This window comes from Rhodococcus sp. HM1 (assembly GCF_023218075.1).
Lineage (GTDB): Bacteria > Actinomycetota > Actinomycetes > Mycobacteriales > Mycobacteriaceae > Rhodococcus.
Genome location: NZ_JALPTB010000067.1, coordinates 1 through 25,571, shown reverse-complemented (window position 1 = coordinate 25,571; position 25,571 = coordinate 1). Strand labels below are relative to the sequence as shown.

Annotated in this window: 4 protein-coding genes; all 4 read left to right on the top strand. The window is 69.2% G+C overall.

Going from position 1 to position 25,571, the window contains the following annotated elements; translation table 11 throughout:
* Position 1 precedes the first annotated feature (1 nt).
* Complete coding sequence (locus M1M07_RS26180; RefSeq protein WP_197256309.1) at positions 2-856, top strand: CoA ester lyase; 855 nt, start codon at positions 2-4, stop codon at positions 854-856.
* Between the two features lie 231 nt (positions 857-1,087).
* On the top strand, positions 1,088-1,438 hold the full coding sequence (locus M1M07_RS26175; protein WP_197256311.1) for a hypothetical protein: 351 nt from the start codon (positions 1,088-1,090) through the stop codon (positions 1,436-1,438).
* Between the two features lie 384 nt (positions 1,439-1,822).
* Positions 1,823-19,468: a non-ribosomal peptide synthase/polyketide synthase gene (locus M1M07_RS26170; protein WP_248676064.1), complete on the top strand. Its 17,646-nt coding sequence runs from the start codon at positions 1,823-1,825 to the stop codon at positions 19,466-19,468.
* Positions 19,469-25,571 (top strand): non-ribosomal peptide synthetase (locus tag M1M07_RS26165; protein ID WP_248676063.1); only part of this gene is annotated, 6,103 nt, incomplete at its 3' end.

Below are 25,571 nucleotides of genomic sequence, written 5' to 3'. Positions count from 1 at the left end.
GATGAGCACCATTCCGGGCCCTGCGTGGCTGTTCTGCCCGGCGGACCGGCCCGAGCGGTACGGGAAGGCCGCGGCGATCGCCGACGTCGTGATCCTCGACCTCGAGGACGGTGTCGCGCACGCCGACAAGGACTACGCGCGGCGCTGCCTCGTCGACACGCCCCTCGATCCCGAACGGACCGTGGTGCGGGTCAACCCGGTGGGTACCGAGGAGCACGCCGAGGATCTGAAGGCGCTCGCGAAGACCGCGTACACGCGGGTGATGCTCGCCAAGTGCGAGTCCGCGGAGCAGGTCACCTCCCTCGCCCCGCGTGAGGTGGTCGCGCTGATCGAGTCGCCGGCCGGCGCCCTCGCCGTCTCGGAGATCGCACTCGCCGCCGGCACGATCGGCGTCATGTGGGGTGCGGAAGACCTCGTCGTCGGGTTGGGCGGTCAGTCCAGCCGCCACGCGGACGGCTCGTACCGCGACGTCGCGCGGCACGTTCGTTCGTCGGCGCTGCTCGCGGCGAAGACCTACCGCCGGTGGGCGCTGGACTCGGTGTACCTCGACATCAAGGACCACGACGGCCTGCGGGACGAGACGCTCGACGCCGTCGCGGTCGGCTTCGACGCGAAGGTCGCGATTCACCCCGGCCAGATCGAGGTCATCCGCCAGGCCTACGCCCCGACCGAGGAAGAGGTCGAGTGGGCGCGACGCGTGCTGGCCGCGGTGCCCGAGGAACGCGGGGTGTTCCAGTTCGAAGGAAAGATGGTCGACGCACCGGTGCTGCGGCACGCCGAGCAGATCCTGCACCGGTCCGTCGAAGCCCGCGTGCAGGGACATGCCCCGACGGGCGGGAAGGACGCGCGACAGTAGCGTTCAGGGCCCCCGGGAGCGTTCGAGGCCCCGGGCCTCGAGGGCGTCGCCCCGGCCGCTACCGGAACCCCGGTTCCGAGCGGCGGGGCGGCGCCCTACGCGTGCTGGATCGGTCCCTCGCCACGATCCGGAGCCGACCGGTCCGTATCGCGACCGGTGGGGTGACCTCGGACACGTGCTGAGCGTGACCTAACTGGACAAAACGCCGGCGTCGATGCTCGGATGACGGGCATGGACGTCGCCATCAAGATCTTCCTCATCCTGCACTTCATCGGCCTCGCCGGCATCATCGGCAGCTGGCTCGCCGTGGTGAAGGAACCTCGTGTCGTGACCGGCATGCTGCACGGCGCGATCCTCCAGCTCGTGAGCGGCCTCGCCCTCGTCGGTCTGCGCGAGGCACAGGACGTGGTTGAGCTGAACCACATGAAGATCGGCGTCAAGCTCGTGGTCGCCGTGGTGATCCTCGTCCTCGCGATCGTGGGCCTCAAGAAGGAGAAGCAGAACCCGGGATCGACGGGTGCTCTCGCCCACACGATCGGCGGTCTCGGCATCCTCAACGTGATCATTGCGGTGCTCTGGTGAGCAGGTGACGAGAAAACGCGACCTGTGTCGCTACTGCTCGGTAGATTCACTCCCGCGGGGTTCGGCGCGCAGCGTCGGGTCCCGTGCGGTCGTTTCGGCGGCAGTGTTCCCAGGCGGTAGATTGGGGCGATGTGCGTGCGCCGAATGCCCACCTCACCGCCCCGGTACCTCGGGGCGGTCTTCGGCGTGCGGGGGGAGGCGGACAGGGGTCCGTGCAGGGTAGGCGCAGGTGCGCCGATGAAACAGAGTTGGACCGACCGGCAATAGACGATAAGCAGCGGTTGCTCTTGTGCGAGTAGCGGTCGGTTCCTGTGCCCTCTCGGGCGAGGAACAGGGCGTTTGTGGTGTGGGGAACTCGAAGATGTTCCGGAAACGAGGTAACGGTTGGACCCGCGAGAAATCGACGGAATCGACAGCGCTGATCAGGCGTTGCAGGGGGACGCATTCCCGCTTTCCCCGGCGCAGCTCGGATTGTGGTACGCGCAGCACCGTAACCCGTCCGTCGCGATCAACAACGCGCAGTACGTCGACCTCCGCGGGGACCTCGACACCGAGGTGCTCGAAAGGGTCAGCCGGATCGCCGCAGGCGACCTCCAGTCCGGATTCGTTCGGCTCCTCGAGATCGACGGGGTGCCCCACCAGATCGTCGACCCGTCCCTCGACACCCCCCTCGAGCTCGTCGACCTGCGGGATGCTCCCGATCCGGAGAAGGCGGCCGAAGAGTGGATGCGCGCCGAGTACAGCCGGCCCATCGACATCGTCGACGACCGGCTGATCGTCGCCGCCGCGCTCCGGCTCGAGGACTCCCGCTACTACTGGTATGCCCGGGTGCACCACGTCGTGCTCGACGGCTTCGGCGCCATGAACTTCATGACGCGCGTCGCGGAGCTCTACTCGGCCGCGGTCGAGGGTCGTGAGCCGGAACCCCTCGAGGTCGGGGACCTCCCGGACCTGCGCGAGGCCGAGCTGGCCTACCGCAACAGTCCTCGCTTCGAACGGGACCGCGAGTACTGGCGCGAACGCATCGCCGGACTCGACAGCGCCGTCGGCCTGAGCCACCGGATCGCTCCGCCGGCGGCCCGCAAGGAGCTCTCCTCGGCCACGTTGTCCGAGAGCTTGGCCACACGGTTCGACGCCGCCGTCGAGCGCAACGTCACCATCCGGTCCACGTTCCTCATCGCGTCGGTCGCGGCCTTCCTGTCCCAGATGACCGGACGGGAAGAGGTCGTCCTGAGCCTGCCCGTGACGGGGCGGACCACCGCGCTGACCCGGCGATCGGGCGGCATGCTGTCCAACATCGTGCCGCTGACCGTGCGGGTCGGGCACGACACGACCGTCGCCGAGCTGATCTCCGAGGTGCAGGTCGCGGTCGCCGGGGCTCTGCGGCACCAGCTGTTCCGCCACGAGGACATCCGCCGCGACTCGGCGGATCCGAACGGGGGCCTGTTCGGGCCCCTCGTGAACGTGATGCTGTTCCACGGCGGCATCCCCTTCGGCCCCATCCTGGGCGAGCTCACGATCCTGTCGACCGGCACGGTCGAGGATCTCGGCATCAACTTCTACGAGAACGTCAACGGCACGCGCCTCAACATCGACTTCGAGGCCAACCCCGACCGCTACACGGCGGAAGAGAACTCTGCGCACCACGCGCGCTTCCTGGACTTCTTCACGGCGTTCGTCGATGCCGACCCGTCCCTGCCGGTCCGCTCCGTCCCGTTGTTGGGTGCTCAGGAGCGGGCGTTGGTGTTGGAGTCGTGGAACGACACGGCGCATGAGGTGGATTCGGCTGCGACGCTGGTCGATCTGTTCGAGGCGCAGGTGGTGCGGACGCCGGGTGCGGTGGCGGTGGTGTTCGACGGTGTGGCGCTGTCGTATGGGGAGTTCGCGTCGCGGGTGCGGCGGTTGGCGCGTTTCCTGGTGGCCGAGGGTGTGGGTCCGGAGTCGTTGGTGGCTGTGGGGATGCGCCGGTCGGTGGAGATGTTGGTCGCTGTGTATGCGGTGGTCGAGGCCGGTGGTGCGTATGTGCCGGTGGATCCGGATCAGCCGGTGGAGCGGGTGGGTTACATCCTGGAGACGGCGGATCCGGTGGTGGTGTTGTCCACCTCGCGCGATGGTTTTGCGGTGCCGGGGGATCGGTCCGTGGTGTGGGTGGACGAGTTGGATGTGTCGGGTTTTTCCGATGCGCCGTTGTCCGATGCGGATCGGTGGGGTGTGGTGCGGCCGCAGGGGGCGGCCTATGTGATTTTCACGTCGGGGTCGACGGGGCGTCCGAAGGGTGTGGCGGTTTCGCATGCGGCGATCGTGAATCGGTTGCTGTGGATGCAGGCGCAGTACGGTCTGTCCGGCTCGGATGTGGTGTTGCAGAAGACGCCGTTCACGTTCGATGTGTCGGTGTGGGAGTTGTTCTGGCCGTTGCAGGTTGGTGCGCGGTTGGTGGTGGCGCGGCCGGACGGTCATCGGGATCCGGCGTATCTGGTGCGGGCGATCGTCGAGTACGGGGTGTCGGTGGTGCATTTCGTGCCGTCGATGTTGTCGGTGTTCGTGGCGGAGCCGTCGGTGGTCGAGGCGCGGTCGTTGCGGTTGGTGTTCGCCTCGGGTGAGGCGTTGCCGGGTTCGGTGGCGTTGCGGTTGCGTGAGTTGTTGCCGTCGGTGCGGGTGCACAATCTGTACGGTCCGACCGAGGCTGCGGTGGATGTGACCTTCCACGAGGTGTCGGATGCGGATCGGGTGTCGGTGCCGATCGGTGTGCCGGTGTGGAACACGCAGGTGTTCGTGTTGGACGGGCGGTTGGCGCCGGTGCCGGTGGGGGTGGCCGGTGAGTTGTATCTGGCCGGGGATCAGTTGGCGCGGGGGTATGTGGCGCGTGCGGATCTGACGGCGGATCGGTTCGTGGCCAACCCCTTCGGTGTCTCCGGGGCGCGGATGTATCGCACGGGTGATCTCGTGCGGTGGTCGGTGTCGGGGGAGTTGGAGTACATCGGGCGGACCGATTTCCAGGTGAAGGTGCGCGGGTTGCGTATCGAGCTGGGGGAGATCGAGTCGGCGTTGCTGGATGTGGCTGCGGTGGCGCAGGCCGTGGTGGTGGTGCACGACGGTGATCTGGGTCAGCAGCTGGTGGGTTATGTGGTGCCGGAGTCGGGTGCGGTGGTCGACTCGGGTGCGGTGCGGGCCGAGTTGGGTTCGGTGCTGCCGGGGTACATGGTTCCGGATGCGTTGGTGGTGCTCGACGAGTTCCCGTTGAACGCGTCGGGGAAGTTGGATCGGAAGTTGTTGCCGGCGCCGGTGTTCGAGGCGCGGGAGTTCCGGGTGCCGTCGACTCCGGTGGAGGAGATCGTGGCGGGGGTGTTCGCCGATGTGCTCGGGGTGGAGCGGGTCGGTGCGGATGACGATTTCTTTGCGTTGGGTGGTAATTCGCTGATCGCGACGCAGGTCGTCGCGCGGATCGCCGCGGCACTCGACGTCCAGCTCGGCGTGCGCACGGTGTTCGAGTCTCCGACGGTTTCCGAACTGGCGCAGGCTGTTTCGGAGTCGCGCGCCGGAGATCGCCGACGGCCGGCGCTCGTTCGCTACCCCCGTCCAGACGAGATTCCGCTCTCGCTGGCTCAGCAGCGGATGTGGTTCCTCAACCAGTTCGACCCGTCCGCCGCCACCTACAACCTGCCGTTCGTGCTGCGCATGGAGGGCAACGTGGACGTCGAGGCGCTCCGGGCGGCGCTGTACGACGTCGTGGAGCGGCACGAGTCGCTGCGCACCGTCTTCCCCGAATCGGGTGCCGGGGCGTACCAGCTGATCCTGCCGATCGGGGACGTCGACCTCGGTCTCGAGGAGGAGTTCGCCGGTCCCGACGAGCTTCCCGGAGTCCTCGCCGAGTTCGCATCGGCGGGATTCGATGTCTCCCAAGAGATTCCGGTTCGCTGCCGACTGTTCCGCATGGGTGCGAACGAAGTCGCGCTCGCCATGGTCATCCACCACATCGCGGCCGACGGCGTGTCCTTCGGTCCGCTCGCGCGCGACATGGCGGCGGCCTATGTCGCACGCACCGAATCGACCGAAGCGACCTGGGCGCCGCTGTCCGTGCAGTACGCCGACTACACCCTGTGGCAGCGCGACGTCCTCGGTGACGAGGCCGACCCGACCTCGCTCGCCGCGATGCAGATCGAATACTGGTCGAACCAGCTCGCCGGGATCCCCGAACAGCTCGACCTGCCCTCGGACCGGCGACGGCCGGCGGTGCAGTCCTTCGTGGGTCGCCGCGTCGGGTTCGACATCGACGCACGCACCTACCGCGCACTCGAGGAACTTGCTCGCGAACAGAATGTTTCGCTGTTCATGGTCATGCACTCGGCGCTGGCGGTCCTGCTCGCCCGGCTCTCCGCCACGGAGGACATCGCCGTGGGGACCCCGATCGCCGGTCGTGGCGAGGAAGCCCTCGACGACCTGATCGGCATGTTCGTCAACACCCTGGTGCTGCGGACCCGGATCGTCCCGAAGACGTCGTTCACGGAGCTGCTGCAGCAGGTGCGGGAGATCGACCTGGGGGCCTTCGCCAACGCGGATGTGCCGTTCGAGCGGCTCGTCGAGGTTCTCAAGCCGGCACGTTCGCAGTCCCGGCACCCGCTGGTCCAGGTCGTGCTGGCCTACCAGAACATGGGGAACACCAGTCTCGAACTGCCCGGTCTGACGATCGAGGCGAGCGAGGTCGACGTCGACGTCGCAAAGTTCGATCTGCAGCTGACCCTGTCCGAACGCACCGACAGCACCGGCGCGACCGTCGGTCTCGGGGCCGAATTCGTCTATGCCACAGATCTGTTCGACGTCTCGACGGTGCGTGGCTTCGCCGAGCGGTTCCAGCGCCTGCTCGGGGCCATCGTCGCCGATCCGAAGCGGTCCGTCGGCGATCTCGAGATCCTCGATGTGGGTGAGCGGCGCGCGCTCGTCTCCACGACCGGTGCCGGCGGTGCCGAACCGGCCACCCTGGCCCGGTTGCTGACCGACGCCGCTTCCCGGAACCCGGACGGCACGGCCCTCGTCTCGGGAGACCGGACGCTGACCTATCGCGAACTCGACGCGGTCTCTTCGCAATTCGCGCGCATGCTGATCGCCCGCGGAATCGGCCCCGAGTCCGTGGTGGCGATCGCGGTGCCGCGGTCGATCGATTCGGTGATCTCGTGGTGGGCGGTCGCCAAGTCCGGTGCCGCCTTCGTTCCGGTGGACCCGAACTACCCCGCCGACCGTATCGAGCACATGATCGTCGATTCGGGTGCCGAGCTGGGCCTGACGACGGAGCAGTACCGGTCGGTCCTGCCGGGTGGCGTCACCTGGCTCGCGGTCGACGACGCCGAATTCCTCGGCGACCGCGCGGTCGCCTCGCCGGCTCCGATCACCGACGCGGACAGGATCCGCCCGCTGCGCCTGGACAACCTCGCGTACCTGATCTACACCTCCGGTTCCACGGGCACCCCGAAGGGTGTCGCGGTCACCCACTCCGGCCTCGCCGGATTCGAGGCCGAACAGCGGGACCGGTACGGCATCGGGCCGTCCTCGCGCACACTGCATTTCGCCTCGCCCAGCTTCGACGCGTCGATTCTGGAGTTGCTGCTCGCGACCGCCGGTTCGGCGGCGATGGTGATCGTCCCGACCTCCGTCTTCGGTGGCAGCGACCTGGCGGACGTGCTGGTCCGCGGCCGGGTCACGCACGCGTTCGTCACCCCCGCGGCCCTGGGATCGGTGGATCCCACCGGTCTGCCGGACCTGCGCGTCGTCGTGGTCGGCGGCGAAGCGTGCTCGCCGGAACTCGTCGCCCGGTGGGTGCCGGGCCGGTCGATGTTCAACGCGTACGGGCCGACCGAGGCGACCGTCGCGTCCAACATCTCCGACGCGCTGGTCGCGGGCGAGCCGATCGTCATCGGCGGCCCGATCCGCGGCGTGACGACCTACGTGCTCGACTCGAGGCTCGGCCCGGTGCCGGAGGGCGTCGTCGGTGAGCTCTACATCTCGGGTGCGGGTGTGGCCCGCGGATACCACGCCCGCGCGGGCCTGACGGCCGAACGGTTCCTCGTGGATCCGTTCGCCGGAGACGGCCGGCGCATGTATCGCACGGGTGACCTGGTGCGCTGGGTGCCCGGGGCGCCGACGCCGCGTATCGAGTACGTCGGCCGCAGCGACTTCCAGGTGAAGATCCGCGGTTTCCGCATCGAACTCGGTGAGATCGACGCGACCCTCGCAGCGCACGAGGACGTCGACTTCGCGGTGACGGTCGGCCACACCGGTGTGTCCGGCACGGCCCAGCTCGTCTCGTACGTGACGGCCGTGCCGGGGCGTTCGGTGCGCGTGGACGCGCTGACGGCGTTCGTCGCCGATCGCCTGCCCTCGCACATGGTGCCCGCGGCGATCGTCGTCCTCGACGAGGTCCCGCTGACCCCGCAGGGCAAGCTCGACCGGAAGGCGTTGCCCGCGCCGGTTTTCGAGACCAAGGTGTTCCGCTCCCCGTCGACCCCCGTCGAGGAGATCGTCGCCAACACGTTCGCCGACGTGCTCGGCGTGACGCGGGTCGGCGTCGACGACGACTTCTTCGAGCTGGGCGGCAACTCCCTCATCGCGACCCAGGTCGTCTCGCGGCTCGGTGCCGCGCTGCACACCACGGTCCCGGTCCGGGCGCTGTTCGAGGCCTCGACCGTCGAAGCGCTCGCTGCCCGGGTCGAGCAGCATGCCGGTGCCGGCGGTCGCGCCGCACTGGCACCGATGGAGCGCCCGGACCGGATCCCTCTGTCGCTCGCGCAGCAGCGCATGTGGTTCCTCAACCGTTTCGACACGGGCTCGGCGGTCAACAACATTCCGGTCGTGATCCGGCTCAGCGGTGAACTCGACATCATCGCGCTGCAGGTCGCGGTCATCGACGTGACCGAGCGGCACGAGTCGCTGCGGACGATCTTCCCGGACTCGCCGGACGGCCCGCGGCAGGTCGTGCAGGAGGCGGTGCAGACCGTTCCCGACCTGACACCCGAGCAGGTCACCCCGGAGGAACTCCAGGACAAGCTGTTCGAACTCGCTTCCGTCGGCTTCGACGTGACCTCCGAAGTTCCGATGCACGCCCGGCTGTTCGAGATCGGTGAACGCGACTACGTCCTCGGCATGGTCGTCCACCACATCTCCGCGGACGGCTGGTCGATGGGGCCGCTCGCCCGGGACGTCATGGTGGCCTATGCCGCGCGGTCGTCGTGGGACGCCCCGGCCTGGGCGCCGCTTCCGGTGCAGTACGCCGACTTCGCGCTCTGGCAGCGCGAGGTCCTCGGTGACGAGCACGACCCGGATTCGCTGATCTCACGTCAGCTGGACTACTGGTCGGCCACGCTGGCCGGCCTGCCGGATCAGCTCGACCTGCCCAGCGATCGCCCGCGTCCGTCCACCGCGTCCTTCGCGGGCGCGAGCATCCGCTTCACCGTGGAACCGGAACTGCATTCGGCCCTCAACACGTTCGCGCGGGAACACGCGACCACCCTGTTCATGGTCGTGCACAGCGCGCTGGCGGTGCTGCTGTCGCGCCTGTCGGGATCGAACGACGTCGCGATCGGCACCCCGGTCGCGGGCCGTGGTGAAGCCGGTCTCGACGATCTGGTCGGCATGTTCGTCAACACGCTGGTCCTGCGCACCCCGGTCGATCCGGCCGAGTCGTTCAGCGACCTGCTCGGCCGGGTGCGCGAGGTGGACCTCGGGGCGTTCGGGCACGCGGACGTGCCGTTCGAGCGTCTGGTCGAGGTGCTCAACCCGGCCCGTTCGCAGGCCCGGCACCCGCTGTTCCAGGTGATGCTGGCGTTCCAGAATCTCGCCCAGACGTCGTTCGAGCTGCCCGGCCTGTCCGTGAGCGGTCTCGACTTCGACGCGCAGGTGTCGAAGTTCGATCTGCAGGTCACGCTCACCGAATCGATCGACGAGCAGGGTTCGCCGGCCGGCATGGCCGCCGAACTGACCTATGCGACCGATCTTTTCGACGAATCGACGGTCCGTTCCTTCGCCGAGCGTTTCGTGCGGCTGCTCGAGGCCGTGGTCTCGGAGCCGTCCACGCTGGTCGGTGACCTCCCGTTGTTGGGTGCTCAGGAGCGGGCGTTGGTGTTGGAGTCGTGGAACGACACGGCGCATGAGGTGGATTCGGCTGCGACGCTGGTCGATCTGTTCGAGGCGCAGGTGGTGCGGACGCCGGGTGCGGTTGCGGTGGTGTTCGACGGTGTGGCGCTGTCGTATGGGGAGTTCGCGTCGCGGGTGCGGCGGTTGGCGCGTTTCCTGGTGGCCGAGGGTGTGGGTCCGGAGTCGTTGGTGGCTGTGGGGATGCGCCGGTCGGTGGAGATGTTGGTCGCTGTGTATGCGGTGGTCGAGGCCGGTGGTGCGTATGTGCCGGTGGATCCGGATCAGCCGGTGGAGCGGGTGGGTTACATCCTGGAGACGGCGGATCCGGTGGTGGTGTTGTCCACCTCGCGCGATGGTTTTGCGGTGCCGGGGGATCGGTCCGTGGTGTGGGTGGACGAGTTGGATGTGTCGGGTTTTTCCGATGCGCCGTTGTCCGATGCGGATCGGTGGGGTGTGGTGCGGCCGCAGGGGGCGGCCTATGTGATTTTCACGTCGGGGGCGACGGGGCGTCCGAAGGGTGTGGCGGTTTCGCATGCGGCGATCGTGAATCGGTTGCTGTGGATGCAGGCGCAGTACGGTCTGTCCGGCTCGGATGTGGTGTTGCAGAAGACGCCGTTCACGTTCGATGTGTCGGTGTGGGAGTTGTTCTGGCCGTTGCAGGTTGGTGCGCGGTTGGTGGTGGCGCGGCCGGACGGTCATCGGGATCCGGCGTATCTGGTGCGGGCGATCGTCGAGTACGGGGTGTCGGTGGTGCATTTCGTGCCGTCGATGTTGTCGGTGTTCGTGGCGGAGCCGTCGGTGGTCGAGGCGCGGTCGTTGCGGTTGGTGTTCGCCTCGGGTGAGGCGTTGCCGGGTTCGGTGGCGTTGCGGTTGCGTGAGTTGTTGCCGTCGGTGCGGGTGCACAATCTGTACGGTCCGACCGAGGCTGCGGTGGATGTGACCTTCCACGAGGTGTCGGATGCGGATCGGGTGTCGGTGCCGATCGGTGTGCCGGTGTGGAACACGCAGGTGTTCGTGTTGGACGGGCGGTTGGCGCCGGTGCCGGTGGGGGTGGCCGGTGAGTTGTATCTGGCCGGGGATCAGTTGGCGCGGGGGTATGTGGCGCGTGCGGATCTGACGGCGGATCGGTTCGTGGCCAACCCCTTCGGTGTCTCCGGGGCGCGGATGTATCGCACGGGTGATCTCGTGCGGTGGTCGGTGTCGGGGGAGTTGGAGTACATCGGGCGGACCGATTTCCAGGTGAAGGTGCGCGGGTTGCGTATCGAGCTGGGGGAGATCGAGTCGGCGTTGCTGGATGTGGCTGCGGTGGCGCAGGCCGTGGTGGTGGTGCACGACGGTGATCTGGGTCAGCAGCTGGTGGGTTATGTGGTGCCGGAGTCGGGTGCGGTGGTCGACTCGGGTGCGGTGCGGGCCGAGTTGGGTTCGGTGCTGCCGGGGTACATGGTTCCGGATGCGTTGGTGGTGCTCGACGAGTTCCCGTTGAACGCGTCGGGGAAGTTGGATCGGAAGTTGTTGCCGGCGCCGGTGTTCGAGGCGCGGGAGTTCCGGGTGCCGTCGACTCCGGTGGAGGAGATCGTGGCGGGGGTGTTCGCCGATGTGCTCGGGGTGGAGCGGGTCGGTGCGGATGACGATTTCTTTGCGTTGGGTGGTAATTCGCTGATCGCGACCCAGGTCGCGGCCCGGCTGGGCGCCGCCCTCGACACGGCGGTGCCGGTGCGCGTCCTGTTCGAGGCGTCGACTGTCGCGGCGCTGGCGACCCGTGTCGAGCGGTCCGCGGGAGTGGGCGCTCGGAAGGCGCTCACCGCGGTTTCCGAACGGCCGGAGCGTATTCCGTTGTCCGCGGCGCAATCCCGGATGTGGTTCCTCAACCGCTTCGACACCGAATCCGGTGTGAACAACATCCCGGTCGCGATCCGGCTCACCGGAGCCCTCGACGTCGAGGCGTTGACCCGCGCGGTGAACGACGTCGTCGCCCGGCACGAGACCCTGCGGACGGTCTACCCCGAGATCGACGGGGTGGGGTACCAGCAGGTGCTCCCGCCGGATGCGGCGCGGATCGACCTCGGGGTCGACGATGTCGCCGAGAGCGACGTGCTCACGGTCGTCGCCGAGTTCGCCGGCGCCGGCTTCGACGTGACGCTCGCACCGCCGGTTCGTGCGCGCCTGCTGAAGGTGTCCGCCACCGAGAGCGTGCTCGTGTTCGTCGTGCATCACATTGCGGCGGACGGCTTCTCGATGGCACCGCTGACCCGTGACGTGATGATCGCCTATGCGGCGCGCACGCACGCGGAGGTGCCGACCTGGTCGCCGCTCGCCGTGCAGTACGCCGACTACACGCTGTGGCAGCGCGAGATTCTCGGCGACGAAGCCGATCCGCAGTCGGTCGCGGCCGCTCAGCTGGACTACTGGAAGTCGACCCTGGCGGGTCTGCCGGAGGAGTTGAATCTTCCGGCCGACCGGCCGCGTCCGGCGGTGTCGTCGTACCGCGGCAACAACTATGTCTCGCGGATCGCACCGGAGACCGGCAGGCTCGTCGACCGGGTCGCCCAGGCTCATCGGGCGACGCCGTTCATGGTCGTGCACAGCGCTCTGTCGGTGCTGCTGTCCCGGCTGTCCGGTTCCGGCGACATCGCGATCGGTACGCCGGTGGCAGGTCGCGGCGAGGAGGCCCTCGACGACGTCGTGGGCATGTTCGTCAACACCCTGGTGCTGCGGACCGGCATCGACCTCGGTGAGTCGTTCGCGGGCTTGCTGGCCCGAACCAAGGACATCGACCTCGGCGCGTTCGCGCAGGCCGATGTGCCGTTCGAGCGCCTCGTGGAGGTGCTCGACCCCGAGCGGGCGCAGAACCGGCACCCGCTGTTCCAGGTCGTGCTGACGTTCCAGAACATGGCGCAGGCGGTACTCGAGCTCGACGGGCTCACCGCACGCACGGTCGAATTCGACGCTCATGTCGCGAAATTCGACCTCCAGGTCACCTTCACGTCGGCCCCCGAAGGCGGATACACCGTCGAGTGGACCTACGCGACGGACCTGTTCGACGAAGCGACCGTCGCGTCGTACGCGGAGCGTTTCGAGCGGCTCCTGACCGGTCTGCTCGCCGATCCGTCGACCGCGGTCGGCGACGTCGAACTGCTCTCCGCGACCGAACGCACCGAGGTCCTCGAGGCGTGGTCCACGCCCGGCACGCAGGTCGATCCGGCGGCGACGCTGCCGTCGTTGTTCGCTGCCGCGGCCGAGTCGTGGCCGGACAACGCCGCCGTGGTGGCCGGCGGGACATCGCTGACCTACGCGGAGCTCTCGGCCCGGGTCAACGGCCTGGCCCGCCGCCTGATCGAGTCGGGGGTCGGACCGGGATCGCTCGTGGCGGTCGCGCTGCCGCGTGACGAGTCGCTGATCGTGGCGCTGCTCGCGGTCCTCACCTCCGGTGCCGCGTACCTGCCGGTCGATGTGACCTATCCGCAGGACCGCATCGCGTACATGCTCGAGGACGGTGCGCCCGTCGTCGTGCTGACCACCACCGTGGATCGGCAGTCGATCCCGGCGGTGGACGGCGTCGAGGTCCTGCTGCTGGACACCCTCGACCCGGCCGAGCTCGACACCCGGCCCGTGACCGACGCGGACCGGCTCGTGCCGCTCCGCTCGTCGCACCCGGCGTACGTCATCTACACCTCGGGTTCGACGGGCCGGCCGAAGGGCGTCGCCGTCGTGCACCGCAACGTCGTCGAACTGCTCGCGAATGCGCAGCCCCTGTTCGGATTCGACGAAACCGACGTGTGGACGATGTTCCACTCGTACGCGTTCGACTTCTCCGTGTGGGAACTGTGGGGTCCGCTGCTGTACGGCGGCACGCTGGTCGTCGTCGACTACTTCACGTCGCGCTCGCCCGAACAGTTCCGGGAACTCGTGGTGCGCAACGGTGTCACGGTGCTCAACCAGACACCGTCGGCGTTCTACCAGTTCGTGGAGGCAGACCGGGCCGCGATGGAGGGCACGGGCGCGGGCGCCCTCGAAGGCACAGCCGTCGGCGCGTTGTCGCTGCGTCACGTGATCTTCGGTGGCGAGGCGTTGGACCTCGGCAAGCTCACCGGCTGGTTCGAGCGGTACCGCGACGACGCGCCCCGGCTGGTCAACATGTACGGCATCACCGAGACCACGGTGCACGTGTCGTTCCTGGCGCTGACCGCGGAGATGGCGCGGTCGTCGGCGGCGAGCGTGATCGGCCGCGCGCTGCCTGGTCTGCGGGTGTACGTGCTCGACGAGCGGCTGCGTCCGGTTCCCGTCGGTGTCCAGGGCCAGATGTACGTGGCCGGTGAGCAGTTGTCGCGGGGTTACCTGGGGCAGCCGGCGCTGACCGCGGGCCGCTTCGTGGCCGACCCGTATGCGCCGGAAGGCTCGGCGGGCCTGATGTACCGCACCGGCGACCTCGCCCGGTGGAACGCCGACGGCCTCCTCGAGTACGCGGGCCGCTCCGATTTCCAGGTGCAGCTGCGCGGCTTCCGGATCGAGCTCGGGGAGATCGAGTCCGCGTTGACCCGTTGTTCCGGGGTCGCCCAGGCCGTGGCGGTCGTCCGTCGCTCCGAACGCACCGGCGATCGGTTGATCGGCTACGTGGTGCCGCGGGCGGGCGAGACCGTCGACCCGGTCGCGGTGCGCGACGCGGTCGGTGAGTTCCTGACCGCGTACATGATTCCGGACGTGGTGGTCGTGCTCGACGCACTGCCGCTCACCGCGAACGGCAAGCTCGACCGGAAGGCATTGCCGGAACCGGTGTTCGAGGTGCGCGAGTTCCGTGCGCCGCAGACCCCGATCGAGGAGATCGTCGCCGGCGTGTTCGCCGAGGTTCTCGGCGTCGAGCGCGTCGGCCTCGACGACGACTTCTTCGAACTCGGCGGCAACTCGCTCGTGGCGACCCAGGTCGTCTCCCGGCTCGGAGCCGCGCTCGACGCCCGGATCCCGGTCCGGGAACTGTTCGAGGCGTCGACCGTCGAATCGCTGGCGTCGCGGATCGAATCGCACGCGGGATCCGGGCGGCTCGAGTTGCACGCGCAGCCGCGCCCGGCGCGGGTGCCGCTGTCGCTCGCGCAGCAGCGCATGTGGTTCCTCAACCGGTTCGACAACGAGTCCACCGCCTACAACATCCCGATGGCGCTGAGCCTGACGGGCCGCCTGGACGTGGCGGCGATGCGTGCCGCGGTGGCCGACGTGGTGACCCGGCACGAGGTGCTGCGCACCGTGTACCCGGAGAACGCGGGTGCCCCGGTGCAGGTCGTTCTGCCTGCGGCCGAGGCGGTCCCGGATCTCGATCCGGTGGTGACCACGGAGTCGGAGCTGCCCGGCCTGCTGGCCGAGCTGGCGGCGACCGCGTTCGACGTGACCACGGCGGTGCCGCTGCAGATCCGCCTGTACAGCCTCTCCGCGGAGCGGCACGTCCTCGCGCTGGTCCTGCACCACATCGCGGCCGACGGTTCCTCGATGGGGCCGTTCGCGCGGGATCTGATGACCGCCTACGCCGCCCGTCTGGACGGTCGTGCGCCGGACTGGAATCCGCTCGCGGTGCAGTACGCCGACTACGCGATCTGGCAGCGGCAGCTGCTCGGTGCGGAGGACGACGAGGCGTCGCTGATCTCGAAGCAGATCGGTTACTGGCGCGAGGCCCTGGCGGACGTGCCCGATCAGCTCGAGCTCCCGACCGACCGGCCGCGCCCGGCGACCCAGTCGTTCCGGGGTGGACGGGTCACGTTCGAGATCGACGCGGAGCTGCATCAGCGGCTCGGTGCGGTCGCGCGCAGCGGCAACACCACGCTGTTCATGGTGGCCCACGCCGCGTTCGCGGTCCTGCTCGCGCGCCTGTCCGGTACCCACGACATCGCCGTCGGTACCCCCATCGCCGGTCGCGGTGAGCGGGCGCTCGACGACCTCGTCGGCATGTTCGTCAACACCCTCGTCCTGCGGACCGGTGTGCGTCCGGAACTGTCGTTCGGCGAGCTGCTCGAAGCGGTCCGCGAGACGGACCTGAACGCATTCGCGCATGCGGATGTGCCGTTCGAGCGGCTGGTCGAGGTGCTGAACCCGCAGCGCTCGACGGCCCGCCACCCGCTGTTCCAGGTCGGGTTCTCCTTCCAGAACCTGTCCCGCACCTCGCTCGAGCTGCCGGCCCTGACGGTGTCCGGTCTCGAACTCGACACCGGCGTCGCGCAGTTCGACCTGCAGTTGTTCCTCACCGACCGGTACGACGACGCGGGAGCACCGGCCGGGATCGACGCGGTGTTCAGCTACGCGACCGATCTGTTCGACGAGGACACCGTCGCGTCGTTCGCCGGCAGGTTCGTGCGGGTTCTCGAATCGATCGTCACCGATCCGGCAGCGCCGGTCGGCGACATCGAGATCCTCGCGCCGGACGAGCGTGACCGGATGCTCACCGAGTGGAACGACACGGCGCGCACCGTTCCGGACGCGACACTGGTGTCGCTGTTCGACGCCCAGGTCGCCGCGACGCCGGACGCCCCGGCGATCGAGGACGAGACGACGACGCTGACCTACCGCGAGTTCGGTGCCCGGGTCGCACGGCTCGCCCGCCGCCTGATCGGCGCCGGGGTCGGCCCGGAATCGTTGGTGGCGTTGGGGATGCGCCGTTCGATCGACCTCGTGGTGGGCATGTACGCGGTGTCCGCGGCAGGCGGCGCCTACGTGCCGATCGATCCCGATCAGCCCGCGGAGCGCACCGAGTACATCCTCGACACCGCCGACCCGGTGTGCGTGCTCACGAGCGCGAGCGACGGATTCGCGGTGGACGGCAACCGTGCGGTGGTCCTCGTCGACGACCACGTCGGCGCGTCCGGCGCGGAGGCTCCGGTCATCGACGCCGAACGTCTCGCACCGTTGCATCCGGACAACACCGCGTACGTGATCTTCACGTCCGGTTCGACCGGCCGACCCAAGGGCGTCGCCGTCTCGCATCGTGCTGTCGTCAACCAGATGCTCTGGAAGAAGGCGGAATTCGATCTCGGCTCCGGGGACGCGGTGCTGCTGAAGACCGCGGCCACGTTCGACCTGTCGGTGTGGGAGTTCTGGTCGGCGCCGGTGTCCGGTGCGCGCCTGGTGGTCGCCGAGGCAGGCGGTCACCGTGATCCGGTCTACCTCAACGAACTGATGCGCAGCCGCGGCGTGACCACGCTGCACGCGGTGCCGTCGATGATCGAAGCATTGACGACGGAATCCGGTGGGGCACTGCCCTCGTCGTTGCGGCGCGTCCTCGCCATCGGTGAGGCACTGCCTGCGCACCTCGCGCAGACCGTGCGGTCCGGGAACCCGGACACGGCGCTGTTCAACCTGTACGGGCCCACCGAGGCCGCGGTGTCGGTCACCAGTCACCAGGTGACCGAGCACGACACCGCGACCGTCTCGATCGGCGGACCGGAGTGGAACACCCGGCTGTACGTGCTCGACGAGCGGCTGCGGCCGGTCCCGGCCGGTGTCCTCGGCGAGCTGTACCTCGCCGGTATGCAGCTGGCCCGGGGCTACTTCGGGCGCCCGGATCTGACGGCGGAACGGTTCGTCGCAGACCCGTTCGGCCCGGCCGGAAGCCGGCTGTACCGCACCGGCGACCTCGTCGCCTGGACCGACGAGGGCACCCTCCGGTACGTCGGGCGCACCGACTTCCAGGTGAAGGTCCGCGGATTCCGGATCGAGCTCGGCGAGATCGAGGCGGTGCTCGCGGCGCATCCGTCCGTGGCGCAGGCCGTCGTGCTCGTCCACCACGACGATCGGCTCGGCGATCAGCTGGTCGCCTACCTGGTTCCGGTCACCGGGGCGGATCTCGTCGTCGACGACATCCGTGCCGAGGCCGTCCGCGGCCTGCCGGGCTACATGGTGCCGGCGGTCTTCCTCGTGCTCGACGCGCTGCCGCTGAACATCAACGGCAAGCTCGACCGCAAGGCGCTGCCGGAACCGGTGTTCGAGGCCAAGGAGTTCCGTGCCCCGGCCACCCCGATCGAACAGATCGTGGCCGGGATCTTCGCGGAGGTGCTCGGGACCGAACGGGTCGGCGTCGACGACGACTTCTTCATGCTGGGCGGCAACTCGCTGCTCGCGACGCAGGTGACGGCACGGATCGGTGCGGCGCTGGACACGACGGTTCCGGTCCGGGCACTGTTCGAGGCGTCGACGGTGTCGGCGCTCGCGGCTCGTGCGGAAGCCGGCGTGGGATCGGGAGCGCGACCGGCGCTGGTCGCACGGCCGCATCCGGAACGGGTGCCGCTGTCGCTCGCGCAGCAGCGCATGTGGGTGCTCAACCGGATGAATCCGGCGTCCGCCGCCTACAACATCCCGGTCGTGCTGCGGCTGTCGGGCCTGCTCGACGTGCCGGCGCTCGGTGCCGCGGTGCGGGACGTCTTCGACCGGCACGAGGTGCTGCGGACCCGCTACCCGGACACCGACGACGGACCGGTGCAGGAAATCCTGCCGGTCGCCGACGCCGCGCCGCACCTGGCGCCGGTGGAGGTGTCGGAGGCGTTGCTGCCGACCAGGATCGCCGAGATGATCGGTACCGGGTTCGACGTCACGACGAGTGCGCCGGTCCGAGGCCGGTTGTTCTCGGTCAGCCCCACCGATCACGTGCTGGTCATGGTCGTCCATCACATCAGCGCGGACGGGTTCTCGATGGGCCCGCTCACCCGGGACGTGATGACGGCCTACGCGTCCCGTCTCGACGGCGAGATGCCGACCTGGTCGCCGTTGCCGGTCCAGTACGCCGACTACGCGCTGTGGCAGCGGGAGATCCTCGGTGACGAGAACGACCCCGAGTCCGCGGTGGCGCGGCAGCTCGACTACTGGTCGTCCACGCTCGCCGGCGCACCCGAACTGCTCGAATTGCCGACGGATCGGCCGCGGCCCGCACGCGCCTCCATGCGCGGCGCGGAGTACGAGTTCGCGCTGGATGCGAACCAGGCCGAACTGCTGGACAAGGTTGCGCGCGAGCACAACTCGACGGTCTTCATGGTGATGCACGCTGCCTTCGCGGTGTTGCTGTCCAAGCTGACCGGGACCGGTGACATCGTCATCGGAACGCCGACCGCCGGTCGCGGTGAGGCGGCGCTCGACGATCTGATCGGCATGTTCGTCAACACTCTGGCCCTGCGCACGGAGGTCGAGTCGAGCGCCGGGTTCGTCGATCTGCTCGCCCAGGTCCGCGACCGCGACCTCGGGGCGTTCGGCAACGCCGACGTGCCGTTCGAGCGGGTCGTCGACGCGCTCGGCCGCCGCCGGACCGCCGCGTACTCGCCGGTCGTCCAGGTGCTGTTCGCGTTCCAGAACATGGCGCCGCGTTCGCTGCAGCTGCCGGGACTCGAGGTCTCGGTGGTCGAGGGCAACTTCGACCAGGCGAAGTTCGATCTGCAGCTCAGCGGCGGCGAGGTGTTCGACGAGCACGGTCGCCGTGGAGGCATCCGGCTGCTGTTCACGTATGCCACCGACCTGTTCGACGAGGAGTCCGTCGCCCGCTTCGCGAAGCGGTACCTGCGGGTCGTCGACGCGGTCACCGACAACCCCGGCGTCGTGATCCGCGAGATCGACATCCTCGACGACGAGGAACGCGCGAGCCTGACGCCGCAGCGGAAGCTCACTGCCGCGGACCTGCCCGAGCTGGTGGCGGCCGCCGCGGCAGCCCGGCCCGACGAGATCGCCCTGACCCACGGCGACGCCACCGTCACCTTCGGTGCGTTGAACGACAAGCTGGTGTCGGTCGCCAAGGCGATGGGGGCGACGCTCAAGCCGGAGGCACAGGTCTCGGTTGCCCTGTCCGGTCTGGTTCCGGGAATCCTTCCGGCCCTGGGCGTCGACGGATACGCCGCACTGATCGAGTCACTCATCACCCAAGCGCAGAGCTTGGCGACACAGAGGAAAAGGTAGATGTCGGTTCGGAAGCCCGGTCAGGAATCTCTCACCATCGAGGACCTCCCGCGGCTGATTTCAGAGGTGGCGGCGGTAGCGCCCGAGCGGGTCGCGCTCTCGCACGGTGACACCGCCGTCACCTACGGAACGCTCCACGACGAACTGACCGTTCTCGACGCCGCGATGGGCGGAGCGCTCGGTCCGGACGCCCTCGTTCCGGTGGTGCTGTCGAACCTCGTTCCCGCCCTGCTCGAATCCGACGCTGACGGTGGCCTCGCCGGTGTCGTCGAGACCCTCATCTGCGACACCGGTGAGGTCGTCGACGTGCCCGTCGTCGCCCGGGCGGCCGACACCCTGCCGGCGCTGTTCGAGGAGCAGGTCGCCCGCACGCCGGATGCGATCGCCCTCGAGTTCGAGGGGGAGACCCTCACCTACGCGCAGTTCGACGCCGCCGCCAACCGAATGGCCCGCTACCTCGTCTCGATCGGCGTGGGTCCGGAGACGACGGTGGGCCTCGCGATCCGCCGATCGCTGGATCTGCTCGTCGCCATGTACGGCATCGTCAAGGCCGGCGGTGCCTACGTGCCGCTCGACCCGGACCACCCGGCCGACCGCATCGCGCACGTCCTCGCCGCAGCACGTCCCGTCGCGGTCCTGACGACCTCGCGCGACGGAATCGAGGTGCCCGCACACGTTGCGCTCCACGAGGTGGATCGGCTCGACCTGACCGGTTTCGACGAGGCTCCGCTCACGGACGCCGACCGCACCGGTCCGCTGCGCCCCGACAACACCGCCTACATCATCTTCACGTCGGGCTCGACGGGCCTGCCCAAGGGTGTGGCCGTCGCGCATCGGGCCATCGTGGCGAATCTGCGCTGGCGCCAGCGCGAGTACGGCTTCACCGAGGCCGACGTCATCCTGCAGAAGACTCCGTTCACGTTCGACGTCTCGGTGTGGGAGTTCTTCTGGCCGTTGCAGGTCGGAGCCCGCCTGGTGATCGCGGTGCCCGACGGTCATCGCGACCCCGAGTACCTCGCCCGCACGATCGCCGACCGCGGTGTGACGGCACTGCACTTCGTGCCGTCGATGCTCTCGGTCTTCGTCGCGGAGCCGCTCGCTGCCCGAACCGATTCTCTCCGTTACGTTTTCGCGTCCGGCGAGGCGCTGCCCGCGCAGACCGTCGCCCGCTTCCACGAGATCAGCTCGGCAGAGCTGCACAATCTCTACGGTCCCACCGAAGCCGCCGTCGACGTCACCTACTACGCGACCGCACGCGGCGACAGGACGATCCCGATCGGCGCCGCCGTCGACGACACCGGACTGCACGTGCTCGACGACGCGCTCCGGCCGGTCCCGCCGGGCGTCCCCGGCGAGCTGTACCTGTCGGGTGTCCAGCTCGCGCGCGGCTACGTCGCCCGGCCGGATCTGACCTCGGATCGTTTCGTCGCCGACCCCACCGGCCGCAACGGCGAACGCATGTACCGGACGGGCGACCTCGTCCGGCGCCGCCCCGACGGACAGCTCGACTACATCGGACGCGTCGACTTCCAGGTCAAGCTGCGCGGACTGCGCGTCGAACTCGGCGAGATCGAAGCGGCGATCCTCGGACGGGACGACGTGTCCCAGGCCGTGGTGGTCGTGCACTCCGATCCGGTCACCGGCGACCACCTCGTCGCGTACGTCGTCGCGACGGGGGGAGTCACCCTCGACACGGCCGAGCTGACCGCGACCGCCCGCGAGCGGCTCCCGGACTACATGGTTCCGAACCTGTTCGTCCAGCTCGACGAATTCCCGCTCAACGCCAGCGGAAAGCTCGACCGCAAGGCGCTGCCCGCCCCGGACTTCGCGTCCGCGCGGGAGTACCGCGAACCGTCGACGCCCGCCGAACAGGCGGTCGCGCAGATCTTCGCGGACCTCCTCGGTGCGGAGCGGGTCGGCGCCGACGACGACTTCTTCGAGCTCGGCGGCAACTCGCTCATCGCGACGCGAGCCGTCGCCCGGATCAACTCGCGGTTCTCGGTGCACGTCGAGGTCGGGGAGTTCTTCGACGCGCCCACCGTGGCCGATCTGGCGCGACTCGTCGACGAGGCCGCCGACCGCGGAACCGGGCCGCGGCTTCCGTTGCGTCCGATGCCGCGTCCCGACCGGGTGCCGCTGTCGCTGGCGCAGCAGCGCATGTGGTTCCTCAACCAGCTCGAACCCGACTCCGCGGTCAACAACATTCCGTTCGCGCTGCGGCTGTCCGGGCTTCTCGACCGGCACGCCCTGCAGATCGCGGTGGCCGACGTGCTCGCGCGGCACGAGGTGCTGCGGACTGTGTACCCGGAGGTCGACGGCGTCGGCTACCAGAAGGTCGTGCCGACCCGCGAGGTCATCCCGGACCTGAGCCCGGTGGCCGTGTCGGAGAGCGAGGTCGCCGAGCGGATCGCGGAGAAGATGGCGGCACCGTTCGACGTCACCCAGCGGGTGCCGTTCTGGGCGGGGCTGTTCGAGATCAGCGCGACCGAGCACGTGCTGGCGTTCTCCGTGCACCACATCGCCGGGGACGGCTTCTCGATGGGTCCCCTCACCCGGGACGTCATGACCGCCTACGCCGCGCGGTCGGCGGGGGAGTCCCCTGACTGGCAGCCGTTGACGGTGCAGTACGCCGACTACAGCATCTGGCAGCGGGAGATGCTCGGTTCGGAGGACGATCCGGAGTCGGTCGCGGCACGCCAGATCGACTTCTGGAAGCGGGAACTCGCAGATCTGCCCGACGAGCTTCCGCTGCCCACCGACCGGCCGCGTCCGGCGGTGGCGACCAGCCACGGTGACCTGCTGCGGTTCTCCGTGGACGCGAAGCTCCGGAACCGGCTGAACGCGGTCGCGCGGGACAACAACGCCACGCTGTTCATGGTCGTGCACAGTGCGCTGGCCGTACTGCTGTCGCGGCTGTCCGGCTCGCGCGACATCGCAATCGGTTCTCCCGTCGCGGGCCGTGGGGACGTCGCGCTCGACGACCTGATCGGCATGTTCGTCAATCCGCTCGTCCTGCGCTCGGCGGTCGATCCCGCCGAGCAGTTCACCGAACTGCTGTCCCGGGTCCGGGCATCGGACCTGCGGGCCTTCGCCCACGCGGAGGTTCCGTTCGAGCGGCTTGTCGAGGTCCTCAATCCGGTTCGGTCGCAGTCCCGGCATCCCCTGTTCCAGGTGGCGCTCGCGTTCCAGAACATGGACAACACCCGGCTCGAACTGCCGGGTCTGACCGTCAGCGGCGTCGAATTCGACTACGACCTGGCGAAGTTCGACCTGCAGGTCACGGTTGCGGACCATCCCGACGGCGCCGACAACGGTCTGCTCGTCGAGATGTCGTACGCGACGGACCTGTTCGACACCGCGACCGTCGAGTCGATCGCCGCCCGCTTCGTGCGGGTGCTGGAAGCGGTCGCGGCGGATCCCGCTGCCGTGGTCGGTGACATCGAACTGCTCGACGCGGCCGAGCGCGACGCGCTCGTGGCAGGTGTCGACGCGACGCGGCACGACATCGACGCGTCGACGACCTTGCCGGCGCTGTTCGAGGCGCGCGCCGCGGACAACCCCGGTGCGGTCGCCGTGGTGTCCGGCGGGCAGAGCCTGACCTACGGCGAGTTCGCCTCCCGGGTGAACCGGCTCGCGCGACGGCTGGTCGCGCAGGGCGTCGGGCCCGAGGTGCGGGTCGCGCTGGCCATGCGCAGGTCCGCCGATCTCGTGGTGGCGATGTACGCGGTGCTCACCGCGGGCGGCGCCTACGTGCCCGTCGACCCGGATCAGCCCGCCGACCGGATCGACTACATCCTCGACACCGCCGCGCCGCTGTGCGTGCTGGTGGCCGACGCCGCCGACGCCGAGCGGTTCGGCGACCGGACCGTGCTCGTCGCCGGCGACGACGATCCGACCGTCTCCGACGCACCCGTCACCGACGCCGACCGGCGATCGGTGCTGCGTCCGGACAACACCGCGTACGTGCTGTTCACCTCCGGCTCGACGGGCCGCCCGAAGGGTGTGTCCGTCGCGCAGCGCTCCGTGGTGAACCAGGTGCTGTGGCTCACGGATCGCTTCGGGATCGACTCGTCCGACGTGGTGCTGCTCAAGACCCCCGTGACCTTCGATGTTTCGGTGTGGGAACTGTTCTGCACACTGATCGCCGGTGCGCGCATGGTGATCGCGGAGCCGGACGGGCACCGCGACCCCGTCTATCTCGCGCAGTTGATCGACGATCAGTCGGTCACGATGGTGTCGTTCGTGCCGTCGATGCTCGGTCCCTTCGTCTCGGTGCTCGGGTCCGGGGGTGCCGCGTCCCTGCGTGCTGTGCTCGTCGCCGGTGAAGCGTTTCCGCCGTCCGCCGCCGCCCAGGTGCACGCGGCGATTCCGGGGGCCGCGCTGCACAACCTGTACGGCCCGACCGAGTTCACCGTGCATGCAACCGAGGCCGCGGTGCGGCCCGACGCCGCCGTGACGATCGGTCGTCCGGTGTGGAATTCCGGTGCGCTGGTGCTGGATTCGCGTCTACGTCCCGTGCCGTTCGGGGTCGCGGGTGAGCTGTACCTGTCGGGCGTCCAGCTCGCGCGCGGGTATCACGGCCGGGTCGACCTGACCGCCGACCGTTTCGTCGCCGACCCGTACGGTGCGCCGGGCGAGCGCATGTACCGCACCGGTGACCTCGTCCGCTGGACTCCCACGGCCGGTGGCGAACCGGAACTGGTCTACATCGGCCGCACCGACTTCCAGGTGAAGTTCCGCGGCCAGCGCATCGAGCTCGGCGAGATCGAAGCGGTCCTGTCCGCCGATCCGTCCGTGTTGTCGGCGGTGGTGCTCGTGCACGAATCGTCGACCGGCCAGCACCTGGTCGCCTATGTCGTCCCGGTGCCGGGCGCGGTGATCGACGCCGGCGCCGCACGCACGGCCGCCGCCGCGGCGCTTCCGTCGTACATGGTTCCGTCGGTGGTGACCGTGCTCGACGCGTTCCCGCTCAACGCGTCCGGCAAGCTCGACCGCAAGGCGCTGCCGGAACCGGAGTTCGAAGCTCGCGAGTTCCGTGCCCCCACCACGCCGGTGGAGGAGATCGTCGCCGGGGTGTTCGGCGAGGTGCTCGGCATCGAGCGGGTCGGTCTCGACGACGACTTCTTCGCGCTCGGCGGCAACTCGCTGATCGCGACCCAGGTGGTCTCGCGTCTGGGCGCGGCACTCGACACCCGCGTCCAGGTCCGTACATTGTTCGAAGCCTCGACAGTAGTGGACCTGGCCGCCCGGCTCGAGTCGCACGTCGGTGCGGGTGGACGGGCTGCGCTCACGGCACAGGTGCGCCCGGAGCGGATTCCGTTGTCGCTGGCGCAGTCCCGCATGTGGTTCCTCAACCGCTTCGACCCGGACTCGACCGCCTACAACCTGCCGATGGCTCTGCGGATCCGCGGTGCCCTCAACGTCGAGGCGCTGCGCGCGGCGGTCGCCGACGTGGTGGCGCGGCACGAGTCGCTGCGCACGGTGTACCCGGAGACCGCGGACGGACCCGTCCAGGTCGTGCTGCCGGTGCTGCAGTCCGTTCCGGACGTCGACGTCGAACGGACCACGGCCGAGCAGCTGCTCGCTGCCCTCACGGACTTCATGGTGCGGCCGTTCGACGTGACGAGTGAAGTGCCCCTGCGTATCCGCTTGTTCGATCTCGGCGGTGACGAGTTCGTGCTGGCGATGGTGGTGCACCACATCTCGGCCGACGGTGCGTCGATGGCGCCGTTCGTGCGGGACGTGATGCTCGCCTACAGCGCCCGGGTCGGCGGCGGAGCCCCGTCCTGGGAGCCGCCGGCGGTGCAGTACCCGGACTACGCGTTGTGGCAGCGGTCGGTGCTGGGCTCGGAGGACGATCCGTCCTCGCTCATCTCGCAGCAGCTGGCGTTCTGGCGTGGCGCTCTGGCCGGGTTGCCGGATCAGTTGGAGTTGCCGGCCGATCGTCCGCGTCCGGCGGTGCAGTCGGTGGCCGGCGCGCGCGTCGGTGTGGAGATCCCGGCCGAGTTGCACGGGCGGTTGGTGCAGGTGGCGCGGGCGCACAACGCGACGTTGTTCATGGTGGTGCATGCGGCGTTGTCGGTGTTGCTGGCGCGGTTGTCGG

What these genes read in the sequence shown, in the direction of transcription:
- M1M07_RS26180 (WP_197256309.1), top strand. Translation starts at nt 2, where the DNA reads ATGAGCACCATTCCGGGCCCTGCGTGGCTGTTCTGCCCGGCGGACCGG.
- M1M07_RS26175 (WP_197256311.1), top strand. Translation starts at nt 1,088, where the DNA reads ATGGACGTCGCCATCAAGATCTTCCTCATCCTGCACTTCATCGGCCTC.